Raw genomic sequence first — 16,465 nt, 5'->3', positions numbered from 1 at the left:
CAGGTAATGAGTTTTCTCATTACCTGCTTTTTTGATCTTTCTTCATTTAACTTGCAAAGTAAATCAACTCGGGAAGAAGTCGATAGCCCAGATAGTGGTCATTACCGCGACTTTCTCTGCTGGGAAGTTGATAGAGCGTAATACCAAGGTTAATTGACGCTCTAACTTGGCGTTATTTAGCTCGCTTGATTTAATCGTTACTTTGCTGATATTGCCATTGGGTTGAATGACAATTTCAAACATCACTTTGCCTTTTAAAAACGGATCTTTTCGAAGTGCACGATTGTACAACGAATAAAGCCGAGACTTATTGGCCTCCAATGTGCGCCTAAGTGCCGCTTCAGAACGCTGTCCACCTTTACTCGCTTGACTGGCTTTTTCTGCAGAGGCGCCCTGGCTGGCTAACACTTCTTCTTTTGCTAAACGTATTTGTTGAGTTTGGTTGCCACTTAACGATTCTGCTGCAACGGTTTGGCTTATGGTCGATTTGGCCAAACTGTCGGTTTGCTTATTCGCGGCGCCAGCCAACAAGTCGCGTTTAACTTTGACTTCTTGTGCAGTCGTTTGGTCAAGTTTTCGTTGTGCGGCAGGTTTAACATCAAATGCTTCACGCATCGAAAAAAGCTCATCTTTCATGGCGGCTAAGCCTGATGTGCTGGCTTTCTCTTTTGCTGAGTCACGTGTTATCGGCTGAACAACTTTGGGTTTTACAGCTTGTTCAACGGGCTTTTCTGGAGCCTTTTCTTCTGGTGGTACAGGCTCAGGCTTTGGCAGCGGTTCTGGCTCAGGCGGTTTCACCTCTGGCCTCTCTTCTGCTTTGGCCGGTGGCGGTAATTGCTTTTCTTGCAAGATGATTTTGGCTAATTGCGGTGGTACTTGCTCTTTCACTTCACGCGGAAGTTCAACTTGTTCAAGCATGGGCACTACGACCGCAAACACGAGATAAACTAACAGCAACAACCACAAAATCTGTTTAAACAGTTTATCTTGTTTACTGGGTTTAAATAAGTCGCCTAAATCATTAAAACTCTGATTGGTTTCATGATGGTGTAAGGTTGCTGTTGTCATATTAGCCCTCACCATTAGTTTGCTTTGCTTGTTGTTCAACCGCTAACGAAATATCCCGGTAACCGGTTGCCGCGCAAGCAGTCATAATTTGCTTAAGCACCACATAAGGTGTTGATGCATCGCCAATAATGGTTACTGCACGGCCATTTTGTTGCTCGGTTTCGCTAAGCTCGGTGCGTTTACTGGCTTGATAGGTCAACTCTGTTGTTAACGTGCTAATAAACTCTGGATTTTGTTGTTCAGTTAAGTCAATACCATCAGCACTTTTTTGCCAAATAGGGCGCTCTTGCACTAATACCGTGTCGGTAAACACAGTAATCACCAGGTTTTCAACTGGGAGCACATCTGCAACAGACACGGGCAAACTGATTTTTTCGATATTTTGCAATATGCGCACTTCAGATTGATTCACAATTAAGAAAAACACCAAAATGGTAAAAATATCCATTAACGCCACTAAGTTGAGTTTGCTACCGGCTTTTAAGCGTTTGTGGTGTTTAGCTAATCTGCGGCTTCTTGCCGATTGCTTCATCATGGCTTAGCTCCTACTGGTTTTCCAATAGTGGCTTGTATCGGCTGAGCAGCATCGGCATCATTAGCGGCCGGAGCATCACCTAATGAGATCATCGGAAACAGTTCGGCATCAACCAAATTGGCTGCGACTACGGCTTTAAATGATCGCACAGTGTCCATAGCAGACACGATGGTTTGATAGTCAACCGCAGGGTCGAGTAATAATACGATGTCATTCTTTTCTATACCCTGTTGCTGGAACGTCAGCTTCAAGTCTTGTAGATACACAGACAACGCGGCGAAATCATAACCTTTATCAGTCAGTTCAAACTGTTTAAGTGACATACCGGCTGGGTAGTTTAATGCTAAGCGAGCGGGGGTTATCACTAGTTCGAGTATTTTGGGCTCTTGATCATCTTGTGCTTGTTCAGCTTCTGACAATACCGGTAATTGCAGATTCAAAATACGCACTTGTGAGAACACCAAACTCAGCAGAAGTACTGGCACTAACACGATCATCAAATTCATGAATGAGGTGATATCCAGTTCTGCGTCTTGGGTATTGGGGCGACGACGGCGTCTCATACTCATTAGCCTCGGTTGTTATCCGTTTGCTTGTTAAATGACAATGAATTGAGCAGTTTAATGCCTGCCATTTCAATAGAGTCAACGATGGTTGCCGTTTTAGTTTGTAGGCTTGAATGAAATAAAATCAGCGGAATGGCGGTAATCAAACCAAATGCGGTGGTGTTCATCGCAACCGAAATACTAGAAGACAATAAGTTGGCTTTTTCAGCTGGATCGGCGCTAGCCACTGCCGAGAATGCTGCGATTAAGCCCATAATGGTACCTAATAGACCCAATAAGGTGGCGATGTTAGCGAGCGTTGCTATAAATGGCGTACGCTTTTCAAGGCGTAACATGTATTCCATCACGGTTTCTTCCATGGCGTATTCTACGTCTTCACGGCGACTTGCACTTGATATACGGGCAATACCAGACTGCAACACGTCAAACACAGGCGCTTTATGGTTTTGTGCATGCTGACTAATAGTATTGATGTCACCTGTTTTTATGGCATTTTTAATCAGCGCAAAAGCGTGCTGGTTACTACGATGTGCAGAGCTTAAATATAACCAGCGCTCAATGGTAATGGCCAAACCGACCACTAACACTAAGGCGATAGGGTAGATAAATGGGCCGCCATTTTGTAAAAACGCAATGATATGGTCGGTAAAACTCATGTGATGTTCCTTCTCTTATTGTCGTATTGAACACTGGCGTTAATGGCTACAGGTGTTCAATTGTTTTTGTTAGGTATTACTCAGTTTTTGGCTAGCATGTTGTTTATTTAATGGCTTATTTAAAAGCTTGTTACAGGGTGTTTATTGAGCTTTTTCTTGTGCGCTACTAGCAAAATCCCTGACTTGTTGTCGAAATACTTTTGGATTGATAGGCCTAAACTCAGGCAGCGTCAGTCGCATGCCTTCGTTGTTAATGTCTATCGGATTATTGATCCCTTGCCACGGCATAATATAAAGCACTTTGGGTTGCTCTTGTGAGCCTGTCACTTGGCTTTGGATCACCACAGGTTTGTTGCTTGTGGGTTTCACCGCTTGTTGCTTTTCAGTGTCATCATTGGCAGTAGCCTGAGCTGAGACACTCAGTAAACAAGTGGCTAAAAACAACGGCAATGCACCAAGACGACACGTTGCCTGAAATATTTTTTGCATGGTCATCTTAGCCTGCTCCATTAGCATTGTCGGGTAATGTTAATCCTGCGCGTTGAATTTTTATTTCTACGCCAGCGAGCCAACGTTTGGCTTGTTCATCATTTGGCTGGTTAGCCAAATACGCCAGGTAGTATTGGCGGGCTTGCAACAACTTACCTCGATATAACTCTAATAAGATCGCCAAATTTAATTGTGCTTGTGGGTATTGAGGCCACAGAGTTAGCGCCGTTAAATAACCTTGCTCAGCCTGAGCATACTGGCCTTGTACCCTTGCTATATTCGCTTTAATTTGGTGGGCATAAGGATTGCTGTTATTAACCGCAATCGCTTTTGCGAGCAGTGCATCGGCTTGATCTAATTGCTGCTGATTTATCGCTATGATGGCTTTATTGACATAGGCGCCCGACAATTGAGGCTCTGCAACAATCACTTTATCAAACAAACTATTCGCCGCTTGCCATTGCTGGTTTTTCATTTGGCTAATGGCTTGCTGATATTGATTTAATACCGATGTGGGCACATCGGCTAACCGCTGTGAGGCTTGTTCAAGATACACATTACGGTTATCTGTTGAGCCTGCACTGATACTGGTGCTGTTATTGACACTTTTTGTATTGAGGCTAACTAAGTCGACAATGTCTTTGTCCATGCCCTTTAGGCTTGGGTCCGTAGTGGTTTGCTTGTTGGCGTTAGTGCCGCTAGGTGACGTACTACAACCGGGTAACAGCATAAGGCTTACTAGCGCGAATAGTGCCAGTTTCGGTGTCGATGAGGTAAATAATGATTTAATGGATAGCATCGATGACCTCATGAGTTAACTCTTGTTTTTGATAAAGGGCAGGGGACATTTGTGCCAAGCGCTTAAAGCTTTTTTCTATCCATTGATCGTATATATCATCCCATGCTCTTTGGGTATTGCTGATGTGGATTTCGATGGCTTTCTCTTCAAATGGATAAGCCAGTTCTTCTAATAAAATCTCGTACTCTTCTAAAGCCAGTTCATCTAAGTCGCCTGGACGTTGTGAACTCATCATGTCGGCTGCAAGTTGGCGATACATTTCAGCGAGGTTGTATGTCGCATGGGGAACGAATTTAGCCAACTGAAAGTCGAGCACTTGTTGATAATAACCAATGGCTTTTTTCATCGCCTCTTGTTTGCGCTTTAAGCTTTTTTGCAAAGGTGCGTTGAGTTTAATTGCCGCAAAACTGCGTTGTTCAGCTTCACCCAAGGAAAATGCTGCGATAGAGGCGAGTTCAATTTGGCGAGCCTGAATAGCATTTGCATCTTGCTGTAATTGTTTGCGATCGAAGCTAAGTATTTGCTTAAACCAGTAATATTGCTTATTGGCTTCACCGTTTTGGCGATAAAACTCACTCATTTTAAAGCGAACCTCTTGTGCCACATCAAACGGTTGTGGATAGGTTTTAGCATAAGTTCTAAAGGTGCTGAGTGCGTTACTGTTATCGTCTGCTTTTAAATAATACTCTGCTGCCGTGTACAAGGCCTCACGCTTCAGCGCACCAGAATCTTCTTTGGCTACGATAATCAATAACTGCTCTGCGGCTAAATCCCACTGGGCAAGTGCTTCATAGGATTGAGCTAATTTTGCCGGAATAGCCGCACTAAACTGATGGTCGGGATTACGTTGTTGAAACGGCTTTAGTACGTCAACCGCTTCTTGCCAGCGTTGTTGTTCAAGCAACAGGTTTGCAGCGTCGAGTTCGGCATTAACCGCGTATTTTGATTCAGGCACTGCTTGAGCTACGCGTAATAACTGGCTTACGGCTAATTCTGGTTGTGTTTGTTTAACCGCTTGGGCCTGGAAGTAAATGCTAGAAGCTAACAGATTACGCATTTCAGACCATGAGTCTGTGCTCTTGTCTGTATATTGCAGCGCTAAAATGTAACCCTCTTCAGCCTGTGCGTATTGCTCTTGCTGATACAAGCTATTGGCATAAAGCTGGCTGACAAACTGCACTTGCTTACGGGCAGAGTCTGACAACGGCGTAACGGTTTGCACTGAGCTTGCCGCATTATTGATCGTGTGAATGCCGTGGGCTTGTAATACAAAATCAGTAAAGTCTTTAAGGTCAGTGTAGTTTTTAGCATCAAACGAATATTGGGCGGCGTTACTGGCGAGCTGTAAGGCACGCTCGTCAGATGGATACTGATTGATAAAGTCTTTATCTAGCTGATTACGTTGTGAAATGAATTTATTGTAATCATCAGTATTACTTTGACCACTTTGACCACTTTGACCACTTTGTTTTTGTTGGTTGTGACCTTGTTGGCTTTGATCATGTTGCGAAATGATTTCCCGTATGGTGACGGTTGTTGCGTAAGCCGATTGCTGTTGTATCTTGCTCAAGGCTGCCGACGTTGATGTGGTGTCATAGGCAATGGCGTAATAACTGGCAAGCGCTTGCTGATATTGTTTTGCTTCAAAATTGGCGTCGGCAAACAAGTACTCGTCATTAAGAATATCTTTAGTGAGTAACTTGCTGGCTTGAGGCAATTTGGCCAATTGTAAATAGGTGTTTAATGCGCTGGCAGCCTGTGCGAAAGCGCTAATTCGTTGTGCACCTTGCTGAGTTTGCGCATCGGCATACAAACGGCGGCTATGCTCGTCACTAAAGCTAAGCAGTTGTGGCAATAATTCGGCTTGCTGCGCTGTGCTGGCATTTAACCAAAAAGTGCTGCTAAGACCATATTGATTAACATAGTCATTTTTGAGCTTATGCATTGCTGCAAACTTGCCCTGACGTTGATAAAGGTCGAGTAAGCCTAGTGAGTAGCGGGCAGCCCAAATATTGTCTGGGGCTAAATCTATATATGCCTGATAAGTTAGCTCTGCATCATGGTCGAGTTTTTTATCGAGTAAAAATTGGGCCAAATTGGCAAACAATACATGCTGGTATAAGTTGATATACGGCAATGATTGATTGGCGTTGACCAAGGAGACTAACGATTGAGATTGAAGCTGCTGGCTTAATGAAATACTCAATACTCTTTGGGTATCAATAGCCAAATTTTGCGCGCGGCTGCCGAGCTTTTCAAAAGCAAAGTTGTCGGAAGTTAAATTTGCAACATCACTATTACTTTGCTGGCTGGCCACTAAGGCTTCAAACACTTGCAAGAATGCTTTGTCAGCATTGGCGAGTCGATTGAGTTTAAACTCAGACCAACCGAGCATATACAGACTGTTCAGTTGATATTTTTGATTATCATTAGCGGTTAATACTTGCTGATATGCTGAAATGGCTGCAGGGTAATTCTGTAAATTGTAATAGATCTCACCACGCCTAAAATTAAGTTCTGCAAGATAACCTGTTTGCGGATAGTGCCGAAGTAATGATTCTACCTCAGCCAAACTCGCATCTAACTTACCCTGTAAATCGAGCGCTTTAGCTAATTGATATTGTATGTGCTCATTTTCAGGACGCTGCGGATAACGCTGCAATAACTGCTGATATTCGTTGACTAGTTTTTGCAGTCCAGCATCGTTTTGAGTCAACTGAGCTAACACTAGGCTGTCAGATTGCGACTCGTCATCTAGGTCAGCATAAGACTGGGCTTCAAATGACTCGGTATTAATTTGCACTAAACGATATTCAACGTGCGTCCGGATTTCAGGATCGGGCTCAAGAGTCAGCAGTTGCTGATAAATATTAGCCAACTTGGCACTGCGTTGTGTTTGGGTCATTTCAACGCTGGCAACGGTTTCGTTGCTGCGTTTGTTGGCCAAGTCGCCTAGGCTAGTGCGTTTGGCTTGTTGAGTGTAATCAGCCTGACCGCTGCTAAAACAACCTGATAAGGCAATACCACTGATTAGGATTAATCCGGGTGATAAATAAGCCGATGCTGACATTAGCGCGCTCCTTGTGCAGTCGACTCATCTGCAGCGGAATCACTTTCAGTCGATTTGTTTACCGCCGATTCGCTAGCAGCCGATTCATTTACTGAGAAGGGACTGATTGGCGCAGTGACAGTTTGTGACATTTTCTCTAATACATCGGCCATTTGGTGGCGAGTAGTGAGCAACAGTTGCTGTAAAGTATATTGCTGTTGCTGGGTAAAAATGCTGATTTTGCCGCGAATATCTCGACCGGTTTTATCACGCAGTCCGGTAATATTAAGGTTCATGCTATCAATGTCGGTTTGTGTTTGTTGTTGACGTAATTCAAAGTCAGACAGCAAGCGTGTGTTACTCGACAATGCACTAAATCGACTCGCTTGTAGTTTAAGCTGGTCAAGTTGCTTGGTTAATTCTTTAAGGCTTTGTTTGTGCTGCCAAAGTCGTTGGGGCAATGTTTGCTGCAACTGCCACTGTAATACCCTTTTAACCCTATCAAGTCTTTGTTGTGCATCGTCGATATTACGTTGAGTTGCCAATTTAGTTAATGTAGCTTGGCTGGCATCAATGCGATTTAACCATTGCTGCTGGCTCTGGTCGGCAAAAACTTGTGGATTTTGTTCAGTTTCAGCTTGGTTAATAATTTTTTCAATACGCTGTTGTTGCTCGGTTAACGAATTAATCATCTCTGCATACGCGAGTTTTTTTTGCTGTTCAATGACGTTGGCTTGGCGTTGGGTGTTGAGGGCTAAGGTGTCTTTTAACCATTCACTATTGATCTGTTGTTTTTGCACATTGTCGCGAAGTAAATCAAGGCTTAATAAGGTCTGATAATCAGCCGCTAATTGCGGGTCATTTAAGGCTTTTTTTAACCAAGGCGAATCAGTGTTAAAACGTTCAGTAAGAATAAGTGCTAACACGTCAGATTTAGGTGCTAATGATGGGGTTTGTTGATCAAGCGTCTTACTGGCAAAATCGGTTACATCGTTAACGGTACTAAATGCTTCGGCAAACCCTTTAATCTCGGCAATTTTCTGTAAATACAGCTGCTCAGCTTGCTGATATAAGGTTAATCCTTGGGCTAAAGATTGTTGTTCGCTAACTTGTTTCGCGCTTAATAACGCTGCTTGCCAAGCTAAATTTGAATAGGGATATTGTTGCTGCAATAGCGTTAGCAACTTAAATGACATGTCATATTGCTGTTGTTGCTGGGCTGAGTAGGCAAATAAAAACAAAGCGGATTCGGCATAAGAACTCTGTTCTGGGAAGTCCAATAGTTCGTTATAGGCTAAATCGTATTGTTTATTGGCGACATACAACTGAGCTAACAATAACTTTGCATAATCATTAACGGCTTGCTGTTGCAGCAAAGCGTCTTTGACTTCCGGTAATAGCTCATCGTTTTCGTCAAAAATATCGGGCTCAGCAAAAGGGTTAAACAGTCGCTGCCAAAAATTAACCTTGGGTGGCTGCCATTGTTGGCTTTTAAGCTCGATCAATATAGGTTGTGCCGCAGTATATTGTTGTTGCCCCATATGCAACAACGCCTGGTTCAAAGCAATATAAGCTGCAGATGAACTCGAGGGTGTTTGGTCTTCTTCAGATGTTGCATGCTGTTGCACCTGCGCCGTTAACGGTGGCGTATCTGGCCAATAAGCTAATTGATTTAATACATGATATTGCTCGACATAATCAGGTAGCAATGTGGTTATTTTGCCTAGAGTGAGCTTGGCTGTGTCAATGTCGCCTTGTTCAATTTGCTGTTCACTGAGCTGCAGCAAAGCAATCAATAATAATTCGGTTGGCGATGTGGTTGATTTCGCCTCGCTGCTGCTTGTATTGGTCGACTTTTTTGTTGCTGTGTTGTCAGCAGTATTCGCTTGCTGTTGTTCAAATTGTGCCAAGGTTCGAGTTGCTTGATCATGTAAACCTATCGACACTTGTAGTCCGGCTTCGAACAATTTGCTGCGATCAGAATATATACCTTTACGTTGGCGGTTGAGGCTAATTTGTCTTAATGCCGCGCCATAATCACCTTCAAAATAAAAGTACAACGCTTGGCGGTAAAATTTATCTTCTAATGCTGTTTTGCTTACTGTTGGCGATGTGTCATCTGCTGCATGCGTGATTAAAGGGCCGCTGCATAAAAGAAGTATGGCTGCCGTTCGGCTTATGCCACGGTATAAATGGCGTAAAGATAGCGTGAACTTGGCAAGTCGTTTTGCAAATTCCACCAAGGATGAATGAATGAAGATTAAGGCCATTATCATCTACAGGGCCCATTGTTCGACTTTGATCTCAGCACGATAGCTTGATTCGCTGTCTTCGACTTTGAGTTCTATCATTACCGTTTCATCGGTTTTATCAAAATTATGAGTAATCGCTCGTTGCACTGTTCGATCTTCTGCATCTTTCCCCGTAAATATGGCTGTTAACAGGTGAGGTCCCATCTTAATATTACCCAAGTAAATACGCTGAATACCGCCTTGTTCAAGTGCTTTGCGTTGACGTTCGGTATATAAAAAACCGCTAACATTATTGTCGTCAATTTTTAACTCAACACTGTCGAGTTTGAGAAATCGGCCCACATCAACCGACACAAACACGGCGATTTGGGTGCTGGCAGGAAACAATAAATCTTCTTCTAAAATAAATAGATCGCGATTGAGTTTTAGCACTTGGCTTTTGATGTCTTCAAGCTCGCTGGCTAATACACCATTGCTCTGCTGAGTGTCTTCAGCTTGAACGGGTAATGCAAATAAGCCTGCAATAAGCATTGTTGTAGCAAATAACCGTGTTAAAAAAGTACACAATTTACGGTCTGTAGTCATAGTTATGGCCTTGGCAATTACGTTATTAAAAGTATCAATATTTAAGGCGAGCAATTAAAAATACACGCTGACAAAAGCACGAATAACATTGGCAGAAAACCCATAAAACGGTTCATTGCCCACTCCGCCATCTGCGTTAGGATCCCTAAAGTTATTGTATTGAAAGTCAATATAATCCCATTGTAGCGATGCTTCTGAGTGTGTATCGCCAAAAGACACCGAGGCGGGTAATTGATAGGTAATTCCTATTCCGTAAGTGATGTCGCTAAAGTCACTGAGTTCTTTGTCGCGCGCAAGGTAGTTTTGCGCGTCGCGATAAGGAAACAGGTCACTGTAAAATTCAGCTTGAGTTTGCTGGTAATAACGCACTTTAAATTCTAATTCGAGACTGTCGCCAAGGGGATGTCGATATCCAACTTCTACGTCGCTGGCGGTAATTTCCCAGCTGTCGTTAAAGTGGCGGTAATGAAAAAACAACGCTGCGCGATAAGGTAAAAAGTAACTGGCCGAGAACTTTGCTGCAAACGAGTTGCGGGTTTCTGGGTACACTTCTGCCTGATAAGCCACACCTGATGGAACGCTGTTATCTATGTATCTCACTGTGCGGTATGGGTTATTTAAATAGCCGCTGTCTGCTATAGCTTCAACGTTAACACTCGCAGTGAGGTTACGAGTTAACACTTGATTGATGCCAGCGCGAATCCGATATTGCTCGCTCTGCTCTTCAAACTGGTCGTCACCATTACGGCGAATCTCATTGTCGCCATAAGACAAACCCAGATTTAAATTAGTTAAATCACCAAAGGTGTCTTGTGACACATTGATACTAAATGATTGGGCTAAATAATCGTCTTCATCACTTTGACGCAGGTTAAAGGACATCAAGGTTTTGTCATGCAGATATTCAACCCCAAATTGCCCTTCGTTACGCTTTTCTGTGTAGGCACTGGCTGTGCTGATAACATCCACTGAGGCTGATGAAATACTGTCTAAATAATAATATGCCGTAAACGCGAGAGATTCTGAGGTCTTTTTTCTGAGTAATACAGACGGGCCATCAATGGTCATGCCGCCGCCTTCGTAGCTGTGATACAACACGTCGGCGCGATCAGGATCGAGTACCGCAGCCTGGGCAGACAGACACGTAATACTGATAAACAATACTGCAAATAGCTTAACGCTTTTATTGATCAAATTAGTTACAGCCACAACCACCCCCTCCAGTTCCTTCTGCGCCACGAGAAGATTCTCGACCTTCAAGTACGTGCGCCACATGCATACTGGCACTTGGGTGACGATTCATGCGCATAATCGGATCGGCTAAGTTTTGGCGCTCGTAAGGTTTAACCCAAGGCTCAATGCCCATACTCGTGCAGCCACTTAAACTAATTAAGCTTAATAGCGCAATGCACTTAAGCGATAAAGCAGTGATACGAGGAGATAAGGTGTTTATCATCAATTTACTCTCTAATCAGCTGTTTAATGGCTGCTGCATACTTTTTATCAAAGCCGTCTTGATAGCCTTGAAATATAAAGCGCACATTACCATCGCGATCAATAATAACTGTGGTTGGCATGGCTTCAACCTGATAAGTCTTAGACAAAGAGTTTGTTTGGTCGAAAAATATCGGAAAACGTAAATCAAGGTCGGCTAAAAAGTCTTTGCCTGCTTGGTTTTCTTGTTCAACATTAATGCCCCATACCTGTACGCCTAAGTCTTGATACTTGTCTTGTAATGTTTGCAAAACCGGCATTTCTTTACGGCATGGTCCGCACCAAGATGCCCAAAAGTTAATCAAGATAATGTCGCCACGTTGTTCGGCTAAATTAAGGTTAGTCCCTTGCTGGTTTTTTAGGGTGAAGTCAGGGGCTGCTTGGCCAGGCGTTAGCGCCTGAGCCTGCATAGACAACAGTAATGCACCCAAGGCAATAAGACATTTACCACTTAATCGACTGAACAACATTGTATTTCCTTATTGATTTTTCACTTCTACCACTTGAATTTTCGATGGTCTATTCTAACCACAGATATCAAGATGGATTAAAAATAGAACGACACACCCGTTGCAAAATTTAGGTTATGGGTTGTTTTAGATGCACCAGTGACCTCGGTATTAAACAGGTAATCACTCATGCTTAAATCCCATGCAATCCAGTCGGTTAAAAACACTCGGTAGTTTGCAGTCAGGTTGACGGTAAATTGCTCGTCACCGGCAAACTCGGTACTGCCACCGCCCAGCTCAACCGAAAAGACACTGTTAAACACGGTGTCTTTGCTAAAAAAGATTTCACCTGGTAGCAGGTTATAACCAATGTTTAAGCCGTAATAAGTTAATTCGCGCTCAGCGTCAGTTAATAATGGTGCTGCATTAGACAGTTTTTCAAAACTGGTTTCACCCGCTTTAGCTTGGGCATAACGCGCTTTGACATAAAAATGCTCACTAATGTGGTAACCCAAATGCGCACTTATCCAAGGGTTAGATTCAAAGTCTTCAATCGACAAAATACCGCCTTGAATACCCACTTCAAAATTTTCGGTGTCGAGCACATCGTCAAGCACCGTGCGCCGTTCTACATCGGCTTTTACTGTGTTTGGCGCATTGTCGGCGGCAAATGCTAAGCTTGGTGTTAATGCGGTCAGCGCTAAAGCACTAGCGCTGAACAAAGGCATTAAAAAAATACGCTGAATCCTATTTTCCATGTTTGGATCTCTTCATTTTCATCTCGGTCGGTTAAGGCTAACGAGAGTTTATATTCGGCCCGTAATAAAAAGTTACGTGCAAGGTGATATTTTATGCCAGCGGCTGCACTCATTAAGGTGCTACGACGCGATTCGGTGTCGGCTAACACACTATGAGGTTCGGTATTAATGATCCCCGCACCAACGCCAATGTATGGCACGACAATTAAATCGGGTAGAAGTTGGCTAAACAGCATTACTTCAAATACATCGCTGTCAGAAATGCTACCTAGTGCTTTACCTGCTGATATTTCAGCGCTAAATACTGGGGTAAATGCATAGCCAGCATAGATATTGTAAAAATTGGCACCTTCCAAATCGCCGTACATTACACCGGCTTCAATTTGGCGGTTGATGACGTCTTGTTCTGTTATCAAGTTCACGTTAATGGCTTGGCCATCTTGCGATAAACCCTTTAGGTTATCTTCATGAAACCAGCCTTCAACTCCACGTTTGTTTAGTACTTTTAACCAAGATGTTCGCATAAGCAACACCGTTACCATTTCGTTTTGCTCGATAACTGAAACCACTGGATAGCCATCACTTGGCCCTGAATGCAGCTCAATAAAGGGCACATCAATCCGCAAACTTGGGTTGTCGTCGGCCTGTAATACGGGGCTTAAACACAGTATTGTCAGTAGCAAAAAGGTGTTTCGTAAATATGTTTGCATAATTCCCTATCGCAAAGTCATGAAGCAAACCTATGGTTTTGCTTGTGGCATGCTTTGTTAGTCCTGTGAGTAAAATGGCGTGTTGTAATATTGCGCGCCAATGTCTAACCATTCGTTAAGTAATTTGAGCTCATCGGCCGACAGCATATTTTGATGGGTGGTGTTATTCATCACCTCAAAAAATGTGTTACTTGAACGCGCGCCATTAGTCGATAAAATTGCGGGCACATTGACTGTGGTTAACACCGGAATAGGGTTACCGTCAGCGTCAAGAATAAGCTCACCATTACTGTCTACTTGATAAACTACGTTGCCATCGGCATCGAGCACTTCAACTAATTTGTCGATTAAAATACCATCGACTTCTTCTTGCTCAACATCGTTAAAAAACAGTTCACGGTAAGAAGTTAAATGCGCAGCTTGATCGCTTGACGGCGAATTGATTAACGACAACTGTCCAGCAGGCACTTGCGCCGCGCCATCTGCATCGACAATATTATGGCAACTGATACAGGTGTTGTCGGCAACGAGCATTTGAGTAGTTGCGTCTATTACTGGTCGGGCTAAGTCCCACAGCGGCTGAATATGTTCAACATAATTGATTTGAATGCGGCAATAGGGAGTCCAATTGTCAAAGCACTCACTGCCATTTGGCGCAGGTGTGGCTAAATTACTGTAACTATATTCAATACTTGGGTTTGCCGCAGACAACACTGGATTTGTCCAAATATCTTGGTACTCAATGTTAGCGCTAAGCTCGGCAAGACCATTCACCATTTCATCGGCTTCAGCCATGGTTTGTCCTTGCTCTGGAATGATATTACTCGTGGCATTAGGGTAAGCTGAACCACCAACCGCGCCGACATTAATGCTGGCTGCTTGTGCGTCCAATCTACCATGAGGTAGCTGACTATTAGCGGTATGACAACCTGTACACTCCAAGGTTTCACCCGGCGTTAACGTTATCCATTGACGGTGACGTCCGCCAATACGCTGACCATTGATGTCTAATACACTGATGGCTAACGGGACATTGGCTGGCACTTTTATCTTAACTGAACCATCGGGTTGAATAGCGCTATAACCAACAATTTCGCGCATGAGTTGGTTATTACTGCGGCCAAAATCGGTATTAAGGATGTCTCTCACATCATCGGGAGGCATAGGCACTCCACGCACAATTCGCAAAAATCGAGCGGGTAAATTAGCCGCAGGTGTTTGTGAAGGATCACTTAAACGGCTAATACCACCCGCGTTAGCTGTGGTGTCGATGCCATCAAAGTCATATACGCTACGAATGTGGATAGCGCCAGCCAATTGTTGACTTAGCTGTGGGTCGAGTTCGTTGCCTACCACTTTGTCTGCGATAAAGGTTTTTGGTTGTGCGCTAGGTTGCATCACTACAGATTCAGTTAGCACTGTGCCTTGAGTTGTGGTGGCCACCAATTGTTGAGTATTGTTGGCATTATTGAGTAACCATAACTCGTATAATGGATCGGCTTGAATGAGGTTTTCGTCAGCAAGTTGCTCCGCGCTAAGTTGGCCGCAGGCACGGACGATGTCATTTACAACAACACGACACAAATCCCAACTCATTAAAAAGCGCTGGCTGTTATCGGGTAGTGGGTATAAATGATTGATTCTACCGTTTTCTGACAATGCGGCAGAAAATGAGAAGTTAAATTCTGATAATGCGGCGTCGGTAATCGCTTCACCTTGCGCGCCAGAATTGGCAGTGGCTTGCTGAGCGTCAACGTAGTCGTCAATATTAATTAGCACTGGACGTTTTTGAATCGCGCTGTCGTCTTGTGATGACAACAGCATTAATATTTCACCGCTAGGCAATTGTTGTGGCTTGATAAAATCAATCGATTCGGTTTGGCCGTCAAGGGGCAATTGATGCGAATGCCAACCAAATACTAATTCGTTGTCTGTTCCGTCCGGATTCATACGGTACAGGTTAATTCCGTGGTCGCCGCCCATTCGATCCCAGCGGCTGTATAAAATTTTGCCACTTTGTAGTACCAATGGGTAAAAGTCGTGGCTTAAATTAAACGTTAACTGCTGAATGGCGCTGCCGTCAGGGTCCATCACATGGATGTTAAAGGTTTCATTAGCACGGCTTTCATCTAATGCTGTGTATTGTGGTTTACCTTCATCCAGCAAAATGGCTCGAGATAAACGCTGTCTGGTTGAGGCAAATATAATTCTGCCGTCGGGCAAAAACGCCGGCATTAAGTCATCGCCTTGCTCTGCCGTGATATCACTCGTGATGATCCGTTCTAAAGTTTGGCTAGCCACGGTATAACGCCAGATGTTCCATTTAGGCTGTTCATCGTCGTCCACACCTTCGATTTCTGGCGCGCGAATGGCCATAAGCAGTTGTTGACCATCGTCTGATACTGACAAATCGCGAATATCAATCAGCTGCTCAGCGCCAAACAAGGTTGCTGTGAGATTGGTTGCAGGGGAGTCAGCAAATGCATTTTGTTTAATGAGTAACTGGGCACCAGGATTAAAAAGGGCCGGGTTGAGAGGTTCAAATTGTGCAGGGTTTTGATCGACCGCCGTTAGATTACGCTCAATATAAACTACAGGATATTCAACAAGAACAGGATCAGGCTGTTGATCTTTAATCGCTGTTTCGGTGTTACATCCTAATAACAATGTAATTACCGTAAACATCATAATGTTATAGCCCAAAGTCGGCCTCATTTGTTTTCCTTAACGATTTATTATTTTTGTGAGTATCATAGCAAAACCAGATGGCGCGTGACATTATTGCTTTCTAGGCTCTGTGTTTCAACACTTTTTATCAAATAGTTGGAATACTTTTTTTTGACGGTATAGGTCCATTTTTTGACGTCAAGTTATTGGCTGTAAGTGTCAAAAAAATTAACAAAATAAAAACTTTTATTGTGAGCCGTGGAATGATTTAATCAGCACCATTCGATGCATTTACTGTTCAACATTTGCTCCAAGATACAAAACAACAACATTGAGGTTAACAAAATCTGTATGTTGACAAAGTAAACGAGCAAATCAGTATATCAAC

15 protein-coding genes are annotated in these 16,465 nt (G+C 43.4%); all 15 read right to left on the bottom strand.

The features are described from left to right. Positions 1 to 63: 63 nt before the first annotated feature. A complete protein-coding gene (locus H5202_RS00160; RefSeq protein WP_182769954.1) occupies positions 64 to 1,068 on the bottom strand; it encodes an AgmX/PglI C-terminal domain-containing protein in 1,005 nt (334 codons plus the stop codon). Between the two features lies 1 nt (position 1,069). After that, positions 1,070 to 1,603, bottom strand: a complete 534-nt coding sequence (locus tag H5202_RS00155; protein ID WP_182769953.1) for an ExbD/TolR family protein — start codon at positions 1,601 to 1,603, stop codon at positions 1,070 to 1,072. Continuing rightward, on the bottom strand, positions 1,600 to 2,172 hold the full coding sequence (locus H5202_RS00150) for a biopolymer transporter ExbD (protein ID WP_259397139.1): 573 nt from the start codon (positions 2,170 to 2,172) through the stop codon (positions 1,600 to 1,602). The genes H5202_RS00155 and H5202_RS00150 overlap by 4 nt, the downstream gene beginning before the upstream one ends. Then, entirely contained in the window at positions 2,172 to 2,825 is a 654-nt protein-coding gene (locus H5202_RS00145) for a MotA/TolQ/ExbB proton channel family protein (protein ID WP_182769952.1), read from the bottom strand. The genes H5202_RS00150 and H5202_RS00145 overlap by 1 nt, the downstream gene beginning before the upstream one ends. A gap of 141 nt (positions 2,826 to 2,966) precedes the next feature. Beyond that, complete coding sequence (locus H5202_RS00140) at positions 2,967 to 3,320, bottom strand: hypothetical protein (RefSeq protein WP_182769951.1); 354 nt, start codon at positions 3,318 to 3,320, stop codon at positions 2,967 to 2,969. A gap of 1 nt (position 3,321) precedes the next feature. Beyond that, positions 3,322 to 4,113, bottom strand: coding sequence for a tetratricopeptide repeat protein (locus H5202_RS00135; RefSeq protein WP_182769950.1), 792 nt, complete (start codon positions 4,111 to 4,113; stop codon positions 3,322 to 3,324). Beyond that, positions 4,100 to 7,183: a tetratricopeptide repeat protein gene (locus tag H5202_RS00130; RefSeq protein ID WP_182769949.1), complete on the bottom strand. Its 3,084-nt coding sequence runs from the start codon at positions 7,181 to 7,183 to the stop codon at positions 4,100 to 4,102. The genes H5202_RS00135 and H5202_RS00130 overlap by 14 nt, the downstream gene beginning before the upstream one ends. Continuing rightward, positions 7,183 to 9,432, bottom strand: a complete 2,250-nt coding sequence (locus H5202_RS00125) for a tetratricopeptide repeat protein (RefSeq protein WP_182769948.1) — start codon at positions 9,430 to 9,432, stop codon at positions 7,183 to 7,185. Before H5202_RS00125 ends, H5202_RS00130 begins: the two co-directional genes overlap by 1 nt. A 6-nt stretch (positions 9,433 to 9,438) precedes the next feature. Further along, positions 9,439 to 9,999: an AraC family transcriptional regulator gene (locus H5202_RS00120; protein ID WP_182769947.1), complete on the bottom strand. Its 561-nt coding sequence runs from the start codon at positions 9,997 to 9,999 to the stop codon at positions 9,439 to 9,441. A 54-nt stretch (positions 10,000 to 10,053) separates the two neighbouring features. Continuing rightward, complete coding sequence (locus tag H5202_RS00115) at positions 10,054 to 11,208, bottom strand: DUF3570 domain-containing protein (RefSeq protein ID WP_336244768.1); 1,155 nt, start codon at positions 11,206 to 11,208, stop codon at positions 10,054 to 10,056. Continuing rightward, positions 11,195 to 11,455, bottom strand: coding sequence for a DUF4266 domain-containing protein (locus tag H5202_RS00110; protein ID WP_182769945.1), 261 nt, complete (start codon positions 11,453 to 11,455; stop codon positions 11,195 to 11,197). The genes H5202_RS00115 and H5202_RS00110 overlap by 14 nt, the downstream gene beginning before the upstream one ends. A 4-nt stretch (positions 11,456 to 11,459) precedes the next feature. Continuing rightward, entirely contained in the window at positions 11,460 to 11,963 is a 504-nt protein-coding gene (locus H5202_RS00105; protein WP_182769944.1) for a TlpA family protein disulfide reductase, read from the bottom strand. A gap of 77 nt (positions 11,964 to 12,040) precedes the next feature. Beyond that, positions 12,041 to 12,700: an outer membrane beta-barrel domain-containing protein gene (locus H5202_RS00100; protein WP_259397138.1), complete on the bottom strand. Its 660-nt coding sequence runs from the start codon at positions 12,698 to 12,700 to the stop codon at positions 12,041 to 12,043. Continuing rightward, positions 12,670 to 13,410, bottom strand: coding sequence for an outer membrane beta-barrel protein (locus tag H5202_RS00095; protein WP_182769943.1), 741 nt, complete (start codon positions 13,408 to 13,410; stop codon positions 12,670 to 12,672). The genes H5202_RS00100 and H5202_RS00095 overlap by 31 nt, the downstream gene beginning before the upstream one ends. Before the next feature lie 57 nt (positions 13,411 to 13,467). Then, positions 13,468 to 16,125 (bottom strand): PD40 domain-containing protein, encoded by a 2,658-nt coding sequence (locus H5202_RS00090; RefSeq protein WP_182769942.1) that lies wholly within the window; start codon positions 16,123 to 16,125, stop codon positions 13,468 to 13,470. Positions 16,126 to 16,465: the final 340 nt, after the last annotated feature.

Source organism: Shewanella sp. SG41-4, from assembly GCF_014164505.1.
Classification (GTDB): Bacteria; Pseudomonadota; Gammaproteobacteria; order Enterobacterales; family Shewanellaceae; genus Shewanella.
The sequence above is the reverse complement of the archived record's forward strand: the minus strand, read 5'-3'. Positions and strand labels throughout refer to the sequence as shown.